Source organism: Arthrobacter sp. Ms25, assembly GCF_059090365.1.
Map to the genome: position 1 here is coordinate 576,431 of NZ_JBNHFP010000004.1, position 14,262 is coordinate 590,692.

At 69.4% G+C, this 14,262-nt stretch carries 12 protein-coding genes; 10 read left to right on the forward strand and 2 right to left on the reverse strand.

Annotated features, from left to right (window positions below):
* Positions 1-13: 13 nt before the first annotated feature.
* From AC5RT8_RS14230 to AC5RT8_RS14240, 3 genes are all read left to right on the forward strand, one after another.
* Positions 14-571, forward strand: a complete 558-nt coding sequence (locus tag AC5RT8_RS14230) for a DUF2017 domain-containing protein (protein WP_494096345.1) — start codon at positions 14-16, stop codon at positions 569-571.
* 94 nt (positions 572-665) lie between these two features.
* Entirely contained in the window at positions 666-1,667 is a 1,002-nt protein-coding gene (gene murI, locus AC5RT8_RS14235; RefSeq protein WP_494096346.1) for a glutamate racemase, read from the forward strand.
* Positions 1,664-2,515 carry an MBL fold metallo-hydrolase gene (locus tag AC5RT8_RS14240; RefSeq protein ID WP_494096347.1) on the forward strand — a complete coding sequence of 284 codons (852 nt, stop codon included), beginning with the start codon at positions 1,664-1,666 and terminating at the stop codon, positions 2,513-2,515. Before murI ends, AC5RT8_RS14240 begins: the two co-directional genes overlap by 4 nt.
* A gap of 8 nt (positions 2,516-2,523) precedes the next feature.
* On the opposite strand, the gene AC5RT8_RS14245 is transcribed toward AC5RT8_RS14240, so the two are convergent.
* Positions 2,524-3,996 (reverse strand): alpha/beta fold hydrolase, encoded by a 1,473-nt coding sequence (locus AC5RT8_RS14245; protein ID WP_494096348.1) that lies wholly within the window; start codon positions 3,994-3,996, stop codon positions 2,524-2,526.
* 223 nt (positions 3,997-4,219) lie between these two features.
* On the opposite strand from AC5RT8_RS14245, the gene rph reads away from it, so the two are divergent.
* The 4 genes from rph to AC5RT8_RS14265 all read left to right on the forward strand — a co-directional run bounded on the left by rph (position 4,220) and on the right by AC5RT8_RS14265 (position 7,446).
* Complete coding sequence (rph, locus tag AC5RT8_RS14250) at positions 4,220-4,993, forward strand: ribonuclease PH (RefSeq protein ID WP_494096349.1); 774 nt, start codon at positions 4,220-4,222, stop codon at positions 4,991-4,993.
* The gene (gene rdgB / locus AC5RT8_RS14255) at positions 4,994-5,638 is read left to right on the forward strand and encodes an RdgB/HAM1 family non-canonical purine NTP pyrophosphatase (protein ID WP_494096350.1); all 645 of its coding nucleotides are present in this window, start codon (positions 4,994-4,996) and stop codon (positions 5,636-5,638) included. It begins immediately after the preceding gene.
* 94 nt (positions 5,639-5,732) lie between these two features.
* Positions 5,733-6,437: a DedA family protein gene (locus AC5RT8_RS14260; protein ID WP_494096351.1), complete on the forward strand. Its 705-nt coding sequence runs from the start codon at positions 5,733-5,735 to the stop codon at positions 6,435-6,437.
* Complete coding sequence (locus AC5RT8_RS14265) at positions 6,430-7,446, forward strand: 3'-5' exonuclease (protein ID WP_494096352.1); 1,017 nt, start codon at positions 6,430-6,432, stop codon at positions 7,444-7,446. Before AC5RT8_RS14260 ends, AC5RT8_RS14265 begins: the two co-directional genes overlap by 8 nt.
* A gap of 43 nt (positions 7,447-7,489) precedes the next feature.
* On the opposite strand, the gene AC5RT8_RS14270 is transcribed toward AC5RT8_RS14265, so the two are convergent.
* The gene (locus AC5RT8_RS14270; protein WP_494096353.1) at positions 7,490-8,497 is read right to left on the reverse strand and encodes an ADP-ribosylglycohydrolase family protein; all 1,008 of its coding nucleotides are present in this window, start codon (positions 8,495-8,497) and stop codon (positions 7,490-7,492) included.
* 286 nt (positions 8,498-8,783) lie between these two features.
* Between AC5RT8_RS14270 and AC5RT8_RS14275 the strand changes: the two genes are divergently transcribed.
* The 3 genes from AC5RT8_RS14275 (at position 8,784) to AC5RT8_RS14285 (ending at position 14,158) form a co-directional block, all read left to right on the forward strand.
* Positions 8,784-9,836 carry an MIP/aquaporin family protein gene (locus tag AC5RT8_RS14275; RefSeq protein ID WP_494096354.1) on the forward strand — a complete coding sequence of 351 codons (1,053 nt, stop codon included), beginning with the start codon at positions 8,784-8,786 and terminating at the stop codon, positions 9,834-9,836.
* A 102-nt stretch (positions 9,837-9,938) separates the two neighbouring features.
* Positions 9,939-11,105: an exonuclease SbcCD subunit D gene (locus AC5RT8_RS14280; protein ID WP_494096355.1), complete on the forward strand. Its 1,167-nt coding sequence runs from the start codon at positions 9,939-9,941 to the stop codon at positions 11,103-11,105.
* Positions 11,102-14,158, forward strand: a complete 3,057-nt coding sequence (locus AC5RT8_RS14285) for an AAA family ATPase (protein WP_494096356.1) — start codon at positions 11,102-11,104, stop codon at positions 14,156-14,158. Before AC5RT8_RS14280 ends, AC5RT8_RS14285 begins: the two co-directional genes overlap by 4 nt.
* The last annotated feature ends 104 nt before the right edge of the window (positions 14,159-14,262 follow it).

Here is a 14,262-nt window from a genome sequence, read left to right on the forward strand (position 1 = left end):
GAAACGGATAAACGTGGCCACCGGCTTCAAGCTCACCCGCAAGGGCATCACCGCCAACCTGGATCCGGAGGAGCGGGACCTGCTGCGCAAGCTCTTCTCCGATGTCCAGGAGCTCCTGGAACCGGACACCGCTGCGGACACCGATCCGCTCGCCGCCATGGTCGGCATCGACCCTTCGGCAGCAGTTCCCGATGATTCGGCGCTGCTCCGGCTGCTGCCCAACGGCACCGCAGGGAACGACGACGACGCCCTGGAGTTCCGCCGCTTCACGGAGCGCTCGCTGCGGGAAACGAAGCAGGGCGCCCTCCGTGCCGCCGCACTGCAGCTGGAAGCGGCTCCGCTGCGGCTGGACACCGAGCAGGCGCAGCTTTTCGCCCGGGCGCTCAATGACGTCCGGCTGGTGCTGGCCGACCGCCTGGGCATTGACGACGACGAAGCGGCGGAGCGGCTGCATGACATCACCGATCCGTCCAAGGCGGAGGACGTCGACGGGTACCTTGCCCTGGTGTACAACTTCGTCACATGGCTGCAGGAGACTTTGATGCAGGCGCTGCTCGGCTCCCTGCGCTGACGCGGATCTGCCCGCAACCGGAAAAAACTTTGTGAGCAAGGGCACGGGTCCGTGAATGTCCCAGCGCACGGGGGAGGGCTATTGTCGTTACATTATGAGTTCGAACCCGGCCAGCATCCCCGCACATCCCCTGGGCACGTCACAGCCTGAAGCAGTCCGGATCAAGGATCCGGACGCGCCGATCGGCATTTTCGACTCCGGCGTGGGCGGCCTGACCGTGGCCCGTGCCGTCCTGGACCAGCTGCCCAATGAAGCCGTCATGTACGTGGGGGACACCGCCAACGGGCCCTACGGACCCCTGCCCATCGCCGAAGTCCGGGCCAAGGCCCTGGGCGTGATGGACGAGCTGGTGGATTCCGGCGTCAAGCTCCTGGTGATTGCGTGCAACTCGGCTTCGGCCGCCGTCCTGCGCGATGCCCGCGAACGCTACACCCGCCGGTACGGCATCCCGGTCATTGAAGTCATCCAGCCGGCCGTCCGCCGCGCAGTGGCCGCCACCCGCACCGGACGGATCGGCGTCATTGGCACGGCCGCCACGGTGGGCTCACGTGCCTATGACGACACCTTTGCCGCGGCCCCGCACCTGCAGGTGTCCTCGGTGGCCTGCCCGGCGTTCGTGGAGTTCGTGGAAGCGGGAATCACCTCCGGCCCCGATGTGCTGGCCACGGCGGAGGAATACCTGGCTCCGCTGAAGGCCCGGAACGTGGACACCCTGGTCCTGGGCTGCACCCACTATCCGCTCCTTACCGGCGTGATTTCCTACGTCATGGGTGACGGCGTCACCCTTGTATCCAGTGCCGAGGAGACCGCCAAGGACGTGTACCGGGCGCTGATTTCGCACGGGATCGAACGGCGGCTGCAGACTGCTCCGGAACACACTTTTGTTGCCACCGGAGATTCGGCCTCCTTCGAGCTGCTCGCCCGGCGCTTCTTGGGCCCCGAGGTCCTCAGCGTCCAGCACGTGGAGCACGTGGCCGCGCACTACCCCACCGGCAGCATGGCCCGGGTCACCCCGCAGATGATTGCCGCCGCCCGGGCGGATGCCCCTGAACGCATGGAAGCGCACATCGGCGCCTCCCGGAACGGCATTCAATGAAACTGACCATTGTGGGCTGCAGCGGTTCCTTCCCCGGCCCGGCGTCGCCGGCGTCCTGCTACCTGGTGACGGCCAACGACGGCGTGCGCGACTGGCGGATCCTGCTCGACCTGGGCAACGGTTCGCTGGGCGCCCTGCAGCGCTACATGGACCTGCGGGACATTGACGCCGTCCTGCTGACCCACCTGCACCCGGACCACTGCATGGACCTGTGCGGGCTGCACGTGGCCGTGCATTGGGACCCGTCCGGCTGGAACCGGGACCGGATCAAGGTCTGGGGGCCGGCGGCCACGGCCGACCGGATGGCCACGGCCTACGGGCTGGACCCGGATCCGGGAATGCACGAGGACTTCGAGTTCTCTCACTGGACAGCGGGCAGCCCCGTCCGGATCGGGCCGTTCACCGTGACGCCCTATCCGGTCCGCCACCCGGCGGAAGAGGCTTACGCCCTGCGCGTGGAAGCACGCACCCTCAATGCCGACGGCGAGCCGGTCCTGCGGACCCTGGCCTATTCCGGGGATACCGACTCCTGTCCGGGCCTGGAGGATGCCGCCCGGGACACCGACGTCTTCCTCTGCGAGGCGGCCTTCCACGAGGGCCGCGACGATGCCATAGACGGCGTGCACCTGACCGGACGCCGCGCCGGGGCAGCGTCGACTGCCGCAAACGCCCGGCGGCTGCTCCTTACGCACCTGCCGGTGTGGAACGATGCCAGCGTCAGCGTTGCGGAAGCACGGGAAACCTACGCCGGGGACCTGGCCGTTGCCGTCGCCGGTGTCTCCTACGACGTCGGCAGCCCCTTCGCTGCCCCGCTGGCTGTGCCGGGCGGGGCCCGGCCGGTGGGATAAGCCTGTCGTTACCGGCCCTTCCCGTGGCCGTGCCCGTACCCGGGGCCGTGCCCGTACCCGGGGCCGTGCCCGTACCCGGGGCCGTGCCCGTACCCGGGGCCGTGCCCGTACCCGGGGCCGTGCCCGGGTTCCTGCCGGTAGCTCCGGTCGTTGACGAACTCTGCGGGACGGTACCTGATGAAGTCCGCTTCGCCCAGTTCCAGCGACTCGGCAGCCCGGTCGAGCCGGCGGGGTTCGGCCAGGTTCCCCCAGCGTCCGGAGTCGAGCCGTTCATCCATGGCCAGCACCGCCGCAACCCGTTCCGCGTCTGTGAAGCTGCAGTGCCCTGTCCGTTCGACGTAGGACTGGCGCAGCAGCGCGCCCGCGCCGGCGTCCCGGACCGTGTCCGCGTACTCTTCCATGTATTCCACCGGCGCCAGGATGTCGGCCAGTGTATGCATGGTCAGCACCGGCATCAGGAGTTTCCCGTGCGGAGTGGAGGTGGAGTCCATCCACTCCAGCGCCTCCGGATCCGGAGTGATGTCCGCGGTGGAGGTGATGGCCTGCAGGTCGCCGCGCAGGTCCAGGCCGGCGCTGCGGTACAGTGCCGCGACCTGCTGCCGCTGCGCCGAGTCCTTCAGCAGGGAACCGTAATCCACCCCTGCATTCCAGCCGCTGTCGCCGTCGGCAGCGTTGACGATCGAGGCACGTGAGCCGACCACGAACGGGATGGTCTGCAGCAGCCAGTTGTACTGGGCCTCCTGCTGGGCGGTATAGACCCACCGATTCGGTGCGGTATCACCGCTGAACCAGGTGGGCGTGTTCATCAGGGCGGCTGCCAGGGACAGCCGTGCCCGGCCCTCCGGCATCGCCTGTGCCTGCTGCACCGCACCCAGCAGTGCGTCGATGGTGGGGCCTGCTTCTTCGGCAGTGCGGAATCCCGTCAGCTGCAGGTCGGCTCCGGGCAGGAGCAGTTCGGCGAGCGCGTGGATCCCGTCCAACTGGTAATTGTTCAGGTTGATTCCGCCGCCCAGCAGGCCGCAGGTGCTCACTGCTCCGTCCACGCCGCTGTCCGGGGTCTCGGCGATGAGGCTGCTGACCAGGCCGCCCATCGAGGTGCCGAAGGCAATGGTCCGGACCGGTTCGCCCGCCGCGGCAGTGAAGGCGGCCAGGGTGCCCAGCTGGTCCTCGACGGCTGTTCCCAGTGCCCAGCCGGTGGTTGCATAGGACGACGACGCGACCGCGAAGCCCCGGTCGGTCAACGCGGCGGCGGTGGACTCGAAGCCGGGGTCCTCTGCCGGGTTGTCGGGGCCGGGCCGGAAGCCGTGGCTGTACAGCACCAGTTTCCCGTTCCAGTCCTGCGGCAGGTGCGCCGCCCATGTTGCTCCGCCGGGAAGCGCCCCGCCGAGTTCCGTGACGGCGGGTTCCGCCGCTGTTGCCGTTGCCGGGGCCGCTGCCAGGGCCAGTGACACGGCAATTCCCCAAGATGACAGTCTGCGCACGTGCATGCCGATCCTTTCTGCGTCATTTGCCCTGCCCCCTGCCCCTGCCGCCTGCCCCTGCCCCCTGCCCCTGCCGCCTGCCCCTGCCGCGCGTCCGCCCGGGGGAGAAGGTCCGGCGGTACGGCGCCACCCTAAGAGCCGGGCAGCGGGAGGGAAAGGGTAGCGGCGCATCCGGTCCGTACCCGTCAGCGGCCGCGGACCGCCCGGCCGATAGACTGGGCCCATGACTCCCGCCCCGAACAACCCTGTTTCCACTACGCCCGCCGCCGTCGTCCGCTCGGACGGCCGTACCCCGGACCAGCTGCGCAGCATCACCATTACCCGAGGCTGGTCCAAGCAGGCCGAAGGTTCGGCCCTGATCGAGTTCGGCAACACCCGGGTCCTGTGCACCGCGTCGCTGACCCCCGGCGTGCCGCGCTGGCTCAAGGGCGAAGGTAAGGGGTGGGTCACGGCCGAATACGCCATGCTGCCGCGGGCCACGAACACCCGCAACGACCGCGAATCGGTCAAGGGCAAGCTGGGCGGCCGCACCCACGAAATCTCCCGCCTCATCGGCCGCTCGCTGCGCTCCATCATCGACACCAAGGCCCTGGGCGAAAACACCATTGTCCTGGACTGCGACGTCCTTCAGGCCGACGGCGGCACCCGCACCGCCGCCATCACGGGTGCCTACGTGGCGCTCGCCGACGCCGTGGCCTGGGCGAAGGAGAACAAGCTCATTGCCCGCAACGCGTCCCCGCTGCTGGACACCGTGGCGGCCATCAGCGTGGGCATCATCGACGGCGTTCCGATGCTGGACCTGCCGTACGTCGAAGACGTGCGGGCGGAAACCGATATGAACGTAGTGGTCACCGGCTCGGGCAAGTTCGTCGAGGTGCAGGGTACGGCCGAAGGCGCTCCATTTGACCGTGCGGAACTGGATGCCCTGCTCGACCTGGCCCTGGCCGGCACCGCCGAACTCGCCGCCATCCAGCGGCAGACCCTGGGCACGGCCTAAATGCCGCAGGCTTCAGCGCGCCTGGTCCTGGCCACCCGCAACCCGGGCAAGCTGCGCGAACTGCGGGAACTGCTGCGCGGGCAGGTGCCCGGGCTCGACGTCGATACCCAGGTGATCGACGCCGCGGCCGCCGGCGTTCCCGACATCGCCGAAACCGGGGTGACCTTCGAAGAAAACGCGCTGCTCAAGGCCCATGCGGTAGCGGCTGCCACCGGCCTGCCCGCCGTGGCAGACGATTCCGGTCTGGCCGTGGACGTACTCGGGGGAGCGCCGGGCATTTTCTCGGCGCGCTGGTCCGGCCGGCACGGCGACGATGCGGCGAATCTTGAACTGCTCCTGGCCCAGCTCGCGGACATTTCCGCCGAGCACCGGGGAGCGGCCTTCGTGTGCGCTGCCGCCCTGGCCCTGCCCGGCGGCGGTGAAACCGTGGAACGCGGGGAGCTTCGGGGAACCCTGCTGGAATCCCCCCGGGGATCGGGCGGCTTCGGCTACGACCCGATCCTGCAGCCTGCCGGCCGCACGGTCAGCTGTGCCGAACTGAGCAGCGGGGAAAAGAACGCCATCAGCCACCGGGGGCAGGCATTCCGCGCGCTGCTGCCCGCCGTCGTGGCGGCATTGGCCGAGGGGGCACCGGAGGTTTCCTGACCCGCCCGGCGATGTGTGATGTGTCCCAAACACGCCGGGCGGCACGCTGCGGATTCTTCGCTGCCGGTGGGCCTAGGGCAGAATTGAGCGCGAGATGACTATTACACCTGCCGTTACCCCAGCCACCTCCCTCACTGCCGAAGCGTCAGCCTCCGGCGATACCAGTGCCCTCGGAGGTGTGGCGGACTGGGCGGTCGGCATGATGGAAACCATCGGTGCCCCCGGCGCAGGGCTGGCCATCGCCCTGGAAAACCTGTTCCCTCCGCTGCCGAGCGAAATCATCCTGCCGCTGGCCGGGTTCACGGCCAGCCAGGGTAACTTCTCCATTGCCGCAGCCCTTTTCTGGACGACCCTGGGTTCGGTCCTCGGTGCCCTGGCGCTCTACGGGCTCGGTGCCTGGCTGGGACGGGACCGGATGCGCAAGGTGGTGGCCAAGGTCCCGCTGGTGGATCTGGAAGACGTGGACAAGGTGGAGGCCTGGTTCGCGCGCCACGGGAACAAAGCGGTGTTCTTCGGCCGCATGATCCCGCTGTTCCGCAGCCTCATTTCGATACCCGCAGGGATCGAGCGGATGCGCCTGCTGACCTTCACGGCGCTGACCACCGCAGGCAGCCTGATCTGGAACGCCATCTTCATCGTCGCCGGCTACTACCTGGGCGAAAACTGGCACATCGTCGAAGAGTATGCCGGTGTTTTCCAGAAGATCGTCATCGTGGCGGTAGCTGCTGCGGCCGTATGGTTCGTGGTGTCCAAGGTACGCAGCTCACGGCGGAAGCGGGCGACCCGCAGCGATGCCTGAGGCAGGGCTCAGTTTTACCGCAATAGATTTTGAAACAGCCAACGGATTCCGCGGTTCACCGTGTTCCGTGGGCCTGGCCCGTGTCCGCGGCGGACAGGTGGTCGAGGAAGCGTCCTGGCTGATGCGTCCCCCGGAGGGGCACGACTACTTCGACCCGCGGAACGTCCGGATCCACGGCATCGAGCCGGAAATGGTGGCGGGCGCGCCGCGGTTCGGCGACCTGTTTCCGGAGATCGGAGCCTTCATCGGCGGCGACCTGCTGGTGGCGCACAATGCGGCCTTCGACCTGGGTGTCATCCGCTCCGCGCTGGAGGTCTCCGAGCTGGCAGGACCGGCCTACGACTACACCTGCACGGTGGTCCATTCCCGGCGCACCTACCAGCTGCCCTCCCACTCGCTGCCCTTCGCGGCGGAAGCTGCCGGGGTGCCGCTGCTGAACCACCACGACGCAACCGAGGACGCCCGCGCCTGCGCCGGCATCATGATCGACATTGCCCGCCGCAGCGGAGCGCAGTCCATGCCGGAGTTTTTCCTGCGGGACGGCCGGCCGGCGTCGCACCTGCCTGCCTATGTACCGGGGGTCCATCCGCTCTCCAAGGCCACACGGGACGCTTTGGCCCGGGGGACCGGCACGTCCGTGGCCGCCGGTGCCGTGTGGCAGGGCTGGCCGTCCGAGGGCGAGAACCCGCCGCCCAATCCGCTGGCGGACCCGGCCCATCCGTTGTTCGGCCAGACAGTTGTCTTCACCGGCAACCTGGGCATGGACCGCCAAACCGCCAAGGACCGCGCGGCCGAGGTAGGTGCGCGCACGGCCAGCAACGTCACGCGCGCCACCAGCGTGCTGGTAGTCGGCGACGGTTTCGAGCCGGGGGACCTGCGCAGCGGCCGCCTGACCGGCAAGGCACGCCGGGTCCTGGACCTGCACGAGCGCGGCCAACGCATCGAGGTTCTCTCGGAGGCCGAGTTCCTGCAGACCCTGGGCGGTATCTGGCCGAAGGCGTCACAGTAGGCGCACCGCTCCACTACTGCCGCGCGTGCGGCAGGACGCCCGGCTAGGGCGCGAGCGTGGAGGCGATGAATCCCTCGGCGATCTTCTCAATCACGCTGCGTTCCCGCAGGACCTCGAGACCGGCCTCCGGCAGCGCGCCGTACCGGGTACCCAGCAGGCTGCCGGCGACGACGGCGGCCGGGGCTCCGCCCGCTGCTGCGGCGTTTTGGATGGCAGCGGCGGTTGCAGTGGCCGGATCGGTGGTCTCCGCTGCGCGCTCCGCGGCCAGCGCGGCGTGCAGCCCGGCGGCCAGGGCTTCTTCCGCGGTGGGTGTCCGGCCCGAAGCGCCGGCTGCTGCCGTGCCCGCCGCACCGTCGTCGTCCAGTACCTCCTGCAGCCGGTCGCTGAGATCGGAAACCCCGTTGTCCCGTGCCTGCGCCAGTGCCGCCGCTGCGGCGCTGCCGAGCGTTGCCCCGGGTGCCAGCAGGCCGTGCACCATGGCGGCGAAAACGGCTGCGCTGGTGCCGGCGGAAGGATGCCCGTGCGTCAGCGACGCGGCATCGAGGGCCAGCTTGTAGACCGTTTCGGCCTCAACATAGGGGAGCAGCCCAAACGGTGCCGAGCGCACCAGCGCAGCGGGAGTGTTAACGCCCGTATTCAGCGGTCGCTGCCGCGTGCCCATTTCCCCTGTGCCGAGGGCCGAGAGGACATCCGGATCGCCGTCTCCACTGCCGGTTCCCTGCGGCTGCAGCAGCGGCTCGGAATCGATGGGCCGGGGCAGCGGCGACGGGGCGGCCTCCGGGAGCGGCAGGCCCTTGCCGCGCATCCAGCGGAGATAGGCCAGCCAGATGCACGCCGCCTCATCCGCGCGCACTCCTTCGTTTGCCCATTCGACGGCCTCGAGCAGCCCGTCCAGCGAATAGAGGGCCAGCTGCGTGTTCGCGGAGATGGACGTGCCGGAGCCCGTGGCGGCAGCATCGCCCAGCGCACCGCCGAGCAGGCAGCCCCGGATCTTTGCCGACAGGGCAGCGGAGGACAGGACAGCAGGAGCGGAATCGGGTTCGGGGATCACCCTTCCAGCATAGGCGCTGGGCAGGAAGCGTCCGCCGGCCGGACCGGGAGCCCGGCTTCCGTTGGGACCGCCCGCGCACAGGGCCGACCCGGAATCCACGCGCTGTACAGGGCACTTTCAGGGAGTTAACAGGCTGCGCTGAGACGGTGGGGTAGTTTGTAGTGAGTCCGCGCATCTCCCAGGTACCGGCACGCTCCGGTACGGGCCATGCCGCAGTACCGCTTCTGTCTTGTACCGGCGGCCGTGAATCCAGTGCCGCCAACCACACGTTAGGAATTCCTCTTTCATGTCATCTGAGTCCTCACCACTGCGCGGAGCCCGGGCCGCTGCGCCTGCCCGCGATCGGACGCCTGCAAACGGTGGCTACAGCTACGGGTTTGTCGGACGGGCAGTCGCCGAGGCGGTCGGTTCCTTCCTGCTGCTCTTTGCCGGCGTCGGAATTGCCATTTTCGGCAACTCCAGCGGCGGCGGCATCAACTCACCGCTGGCCTTCGGCCTGGCCCTTGCCGCCGCGATGGCGGCGTTCGGCTACGTTTCCGGCGGACACTTCAACCCCGCCATCACCCTTGGCAGCGCTGTTGCTGGCCGCACGGCCTGGAAGTTCGTGCTTCCGTACATCGTGGCCCAGCTGGTGGGCGCCGTCCTCGGCGTGGCGATCCTCTGGGTGGTCATCACCGGCCACGAGCAGATCGGTGAGCAGGTACGGCAGTTCATGAGCGTGTCGGCCAACGGTTACGACGAGCACTCGACCAACCTCTTCCCGCTTGCCAGCGCCCTGCTGATGGAAGTCATTGGCGCTGCCCTGCTGACCGCCGTCTTCCTGGGCGCAGCATCCCGCCGGGCAACGTCGGTCTCCGGCCGGTCCACCGCGGCCAAGGGAGCGTTCGCTGTCGGTGTCGCCTACGCCGTCCTGCTGACCGTGCTGATCCCCGTGACCAACGGCGGCATCAACCCCGCCCGTTCCACCGCCGTCGCTTTCTTCGCCGAAAGCTGGGCCCTGGAGCAGCTGTGGCTGTTCTGGGTGGCCCCCGTGCTCGGTGCCGTGATTGCCGGCCTGATCTTCCGCAGCATCGACATGACCGTTGACTCCCACGAGGCATCCGCCTCCGAAGACGAGGATGCCCACGCCGCCGGGGACGAGACCGCAGCCGAGCCCGCCGCAGCCGAGCCCGCCGCCGCCGAGCCGGCGGCTGCGAAGCCTGCCGCCGCGAAGCAAGCTTCGGGCGCCCACAGCACCGCACCGGTGGTGGACGATGAGGCCCGCGGCTTCTTCGACAAGCCCGCCGGCGGCACCGGTACGGCGCGTCCGGAAGAGGGCACGCCGGGCAGCCGCCCGTAGCGCGGTCCGGACGACGAACCAACGAACACCCATCGGGGGCAGCGGCAGGCGCCGCTGCCCCCGATCCGTTAACTGTCGGACCCGGCCTGTACTTTTTAAGACATGCGTTTACTGCACACTTCAGACTGGCACCTGGGCCGTTCCTTCCACGGGGTAGGCATGCTCGATGCCCAGGCAGACTTCATCGACCGGCTCGTGGACACCGTCCGTGAACAGCAGGTGGATGCCGTGCTGATCTCCGGAGACGTGTATGACCGCGCCCTGCCGGGGGTGGACACCGTACGCCTGCTGGACTCCGCCCTGGAACGCATTACGGGTGCCGGTGCCACGGTGGTCCTCTCCAGCGGCAACCACGATTCCGCTGCCCGCCTTGGCTTCGGCAGCGCACTGTTCGAACGAGCCGGAGTGCACCTGCGCACCCGCTACGAGGACATCGCCCGGCCCGTGCTGCTGCCCGCGGAGGGCCGCACCGTGGCCGTCTACGGCATTCCGTACCTGGAGCCGCGGCTTGCCGCGGGGGACCTCGGCGTCGACGCCCCGAACCACTTCACCGTGACCGCCGCTGCCGTCCAGCGCATCCGGGAGGACATCCGTGCCCGGGAAGAGGCGGGCGGCGGACCGGTTGCCTCCGTGGTGATGGCGCATACCTTTGCCAGCGGCGGCATCAGCAGCGACAGCGAACGCGACCTTGCCGTGGGCGGGCTCGGCGCTGTCCCGCTGGACCTGTTCGAGGAGTTCTCCTACGCGGCTCTGGGCCACCTGCACGGACGCCAGCAGCTCAGCCCCACGGTCCGCTACAGCGGTTCCCCGCTCCCGTATTCCTTCTCCGAGGCACGGCAGGCGAAGGGCGGGTGGCTGCTGGAGTTCGACGGCGGCCGCCTGGCTTCCGTCGAGCCGGTCACCTGGCCGGCCCCTCGCCGGCTGGCGGTGCTTCGCGGCAAGCTGGAGGACCTCCTGGCGGACCCGGCCCTTGCCGACGCCCAGAACGCGTACTGCCAGGTCACCCTCACCGACAGCCAGCGGCCTGCCAAGGCCATGGAACGGCTGCGCACCCGGTTCCCTGACACCCTGGTCCTGGCCTTCGACCCCGAGGGCGGCGCCCGGGGACCCGCCCAGACGTACAGCCAGCGGCTGGCCAAGGCCACCGACGACCTGGACATCTGCTGCGGTTTCCTCGAGCATGTCCGGTCGCGCAGTGCAGCGGATGAGGAAAAGGACCTCTTCATCGAAATCCTCAACAAGGTCCGCGAAGCAGAGGCAGCGCAATGAGAATCCACCGCCTGGAAATGCAGGCTTTCGGCCCCTTCGCGGACCGGCAGACCATCGACTTCGACGAGCTCGGCACCCACGGGCTCTTCCTGCTGAACGGCCCCACGGGGGCAGGGAAGACCAGCGTCCTCGATGCCATCTGCTTCGCGCTTTACGGCAGCGTCCCCGGGGCCCGGCAGCAGGGACGGCGGCTGCGCAGCGACCACGCGGACCTGGACACCGCCCCCGAAGTGGTCCTGGAGTTCAGCTCGGGTCCCCGGCGCTTTGACGTCGCCCGGAGCCCGCAATGGGAACGCCCCGCCAAGCGTGCCGGCGGGAAAAGCACGGTGACCGAGCAGGCCAAGACCCTGCTGCGGGAATTCATTGACGGGGCCTGGGTCCAGAAGTCCTCCCGCAACGACGAAGCAGGCGCGGAAATCACCGAGCTGCTGGGAATGAACCGGGAGCAGTTCACCAAGGTGGTCATGCTGCCCCAGGGAGATTTTGCCGCCTTCCTGCGCGCTGATGCCGCCTCTCGTGAACAGTTGCTCCAGCAGCTGTTCGGCACCTCCCGGTTCGAAGACATTGAACGCCGGCTCAAGGCGGAGCTGGTCGAAGCCACCGAGCGGTTCGAGGCTGCCCAGGCCCGGTCCGAGCACGTGCTGCTGCGGGCACGGGATGAAATCCGGCGTTACCGCGGTGAACTGGGCGAAGGCAGTGCGGCCGGAGACGCCGTCGTCGCGCCCGAAGAAGGAGAAACGGAGCTTGAACAGTTCCAGGCGGAGCTGGAATTCCGCACCGCCGCTGCCCGGAAGGAGCTGACGGAGGCACAGCGGGTACGCGAACGCGCCGAGAAGCACCTGCAGGAGTTTGAGCACCGGCGCGCGCGTGGATTGGCGCTGCAGCAGCTGGTCCGGGAAGAGACCGAGCATGCCCGGGCTGAAGCCGAGATTGAACCGCAGCGGGCTGCCCTTGCCATCCACTCTGCCGCGTCCCTGCTGGCGGGCAATGTCCGGACCGTGGAAGCAGCCGGACGGCGGGCGGCGGCCCGCCGGGCCGAGGCCGCAGATGCCCTGCGGGAACTGGCCGGCCATGTGCTGGCTCCGGCCTACAACGTTGACCCGGACGCGGAGACGGTGCTGCCGGACGGCCTGGAGGCACGGACGGGTGCGGACCTCGCGGCGGCGCGTGCGGCTATGGAAGACGAGGAACGCACGTCCGCCCTGCTCGCCCGCGCCGAAACGGAAACGGCAAGCGCGGAAGGCCACCGTGCCCAGGCCGCCGAAGCCCTCGCAGCTCTGACCTCCCTGCGGACGGAAGAGACGGAACTGGCAGGGAAAGCGGCTGCACTGGAGCGGCTGGCCGAGGGGGAATCCCGCGCCGAAACCGCGCTGGCCTCCGCGGAAGATCTGGTGGCAACCATCAGCGGCTATGCTGCTGCAAGCACGCGGGCGGAAGCTGCCGGCGAAGCCGCCGCCGATGCCCGCCAGGAGTACCAGGACCTCCGGCAGGTGTGGCAGGACCTGCTGCAGGCCAGGCTGGACCAGGCTGCCGCCGAGCTGGCGCAGGAACTCGCGGACGGTACCCCGTGCCCGGTCTGCGGGGGAGTGGAACACCCGCACCCGGCCGCGCTGCCGGACGGCGAGGCACCTGTGACCCGGGAAGCCGAGCAGGAAGCGAAGGAACGTGCGGCCGCGGCGGAAGCCGCCTACGACGAGGCCCGGCGCCTTGCCGGCTCGGCCGCCGAGGAAGCTGCAGCGCTGCGCGCCCGCGGCGGAGCGGGCGATGCGGGGGCCGCGCAGCAGGAACTCGATGCGGCCCGCGCAGGCCTGGAGCAGGCCCGGGACGCGGCCCGGGCGCTGGCAGAGGCGGAACGCCGGCTAAGCGCCATTGGTGCGGAGCTGGCAGCAGCGGAGACCACCCGTTCCGAAGCCCTCATTTCCGCCGCCCAGGCGGATTCACGGGCCGCCGCCGCCCGTGAATCCGCAGCGGAGCTCTCGGACCGCGTGGCCGCTGCCCTGCAGGGGTTCGGCAGTATCAGCGAAAGGGTCCGCTCCCTGAGCGAGTTCGCGGACCTTGCCGCCGCTGCCCGGGACGCTGCCGACGCCGCCGCCGCGGCCGGCGGGGAATCGGAACGGGCGGTGGCGGAACTCGACGCCGCCCTGTCGGGGACAGCCTTCACGACGGCTGCAGAGGTCACCGCCGCCCTGCTGGACGCCGAAACAGCCGACGCCTACGCCTCGGCGGTTTCGGACTGGGAAGAGCAGGGCCGCCGGCTCCTGGTGCGCCGGGAAGCCCAGAGCGCCGCCGACCCGGACGACGCCGAGGGGGAACCTGCCGTGCCGGACGAGGAAGACGTGGCCGAAGCCGCCGAAGCGGCGGCCCAGGCGCGGAAGGACCAGGAGGAGGCAGCCCTGCTGGTCCGGCTGCTGGAAGGCTCGGCCGTCCGGCTCGCGGAATACTCCGCGGAACTGGAGGAAGCGCTCAAGCGCACTGCCCCGCTGCGTGCACGCCGGGACCTGCTGCAGTCGGTCGCCGACACCGCCCGCGGCGGAGGGGAAAACGAATACAAGATGACACTGAGCACCTACGTCCTGGCCGCCCGGCTGGAGCAGGTGGCCCTGGCGGCGACGGAGCGGCTCGCCGCCATGACCGGCGGCCGGTATGCCCTGGTGCACAGCGATTCAAAGTCCGGCAACCGCAAGGCCGGGCTGGGGCTGCACGTCACCGACGAATGGACCGGACAGCGGCGGGACACCTCCACCCTCTCCGGCGGTGAAAGCTTCATGGCTTCCCTGGCCCTCGCCCTGGGCCTGGCGGACGTTGTCCAGCAGGAGGCCGGCGGCGTGAACATTGAAACCCTGTTCGTGGACGAAGGGTTCGGCAGCCTCGACGAGCAGTCCCTCGAGCAGGTCATGGATGCCTTGGAAGGCCTGCGTGACGGCGGGCGCGTGGTGGGGCTGGTCAGCCACGTGGCCGAAATGAAGCAGCGGATCCCGGCCCAGCTCCAGATCATCAAGGGACGCAACGGTTCCTCCATCCGTTACAGCGCCTCAGACCTGCTGGCCCGGTGATGCGTTCCACCGGGGATGCCGGTTAGGTCCAGCGGACCGGCATGGGTAAAATCGAGTCGAACAAGGGTCGGGCACACCGGGAGGGGGGACGGTGTGCGGTTCGA

What these genes read in the sequence shown, in the direction of transcription:
- murI (WP_494096346.1), top strand. Translation starts at nt 666, where the DNA reads ATGAGTTCGAACCCGGCCAGCATCCCCGCACATCCCCTGGGCACGTCA.
- AC5RT8_RS14240 (WP_494096347.1), top strand. Translation starts at nt 1,664, where the DNA reads ATGAAACTGACCATTGTGGGCTGCAGCGGTTCCTTCCCCGGCCCGGCG.
- rph (WP_494096349.1), top strand. Translation starts at nt 4,220, where the DNA reads ATGACTCCCGCCCCGAACAACCCTGTTTCCACTACGCCCGCCGCCGTC.
- rdgB (WP_494096350.1), top strand. Translation starts at nt 4,994, where the DNA reads ATGCCGCAGGCTTCAGCGCGCCTGGTCCTGGCCACCCGCAACCCGGGC.
- AC5RT8_RS14260 (WP_494096351.1), top strand. Translation starts at nt 5,733, where the DNA reads ATGACTATTACACCTGCCGTTACCCCAGCCACCTCCCTCACTGCCGAA.
- AC5RT8_RS14265 (WP_494096352.1), top strand. Translation starts at nt 6,430, where the DNA reads ATGCCTGAGGCAGGGCTCAGTTTTACCGCAATAGATTTTGAAACAGCC.
- AC5RT8_RS14275 (WP_494096354.1), top strand. Translation starts at nt 8,784, where the DNA reads ATGTCATCTGAGTCCTCACCACTGCGCGGAGCCCGGGCCGCTGCGCCT.
- AC5RT8_RS14280 (WP_494096355.1), top strand. Translation starts at nt 9,939, where the DNA reads ATGCGTTTACTGCACACTTCAGACTGGCACCTGGGCCGTTCCTTCCAC.
- AC5RT8_RS14285 (WP_494096356.1), top strand. Translation starts at nt 11,102, where the DNA reads ATGAGAATCCACCGCCTGGAAATGCAGGCTTTCGGCCCCTTCGCGGAC.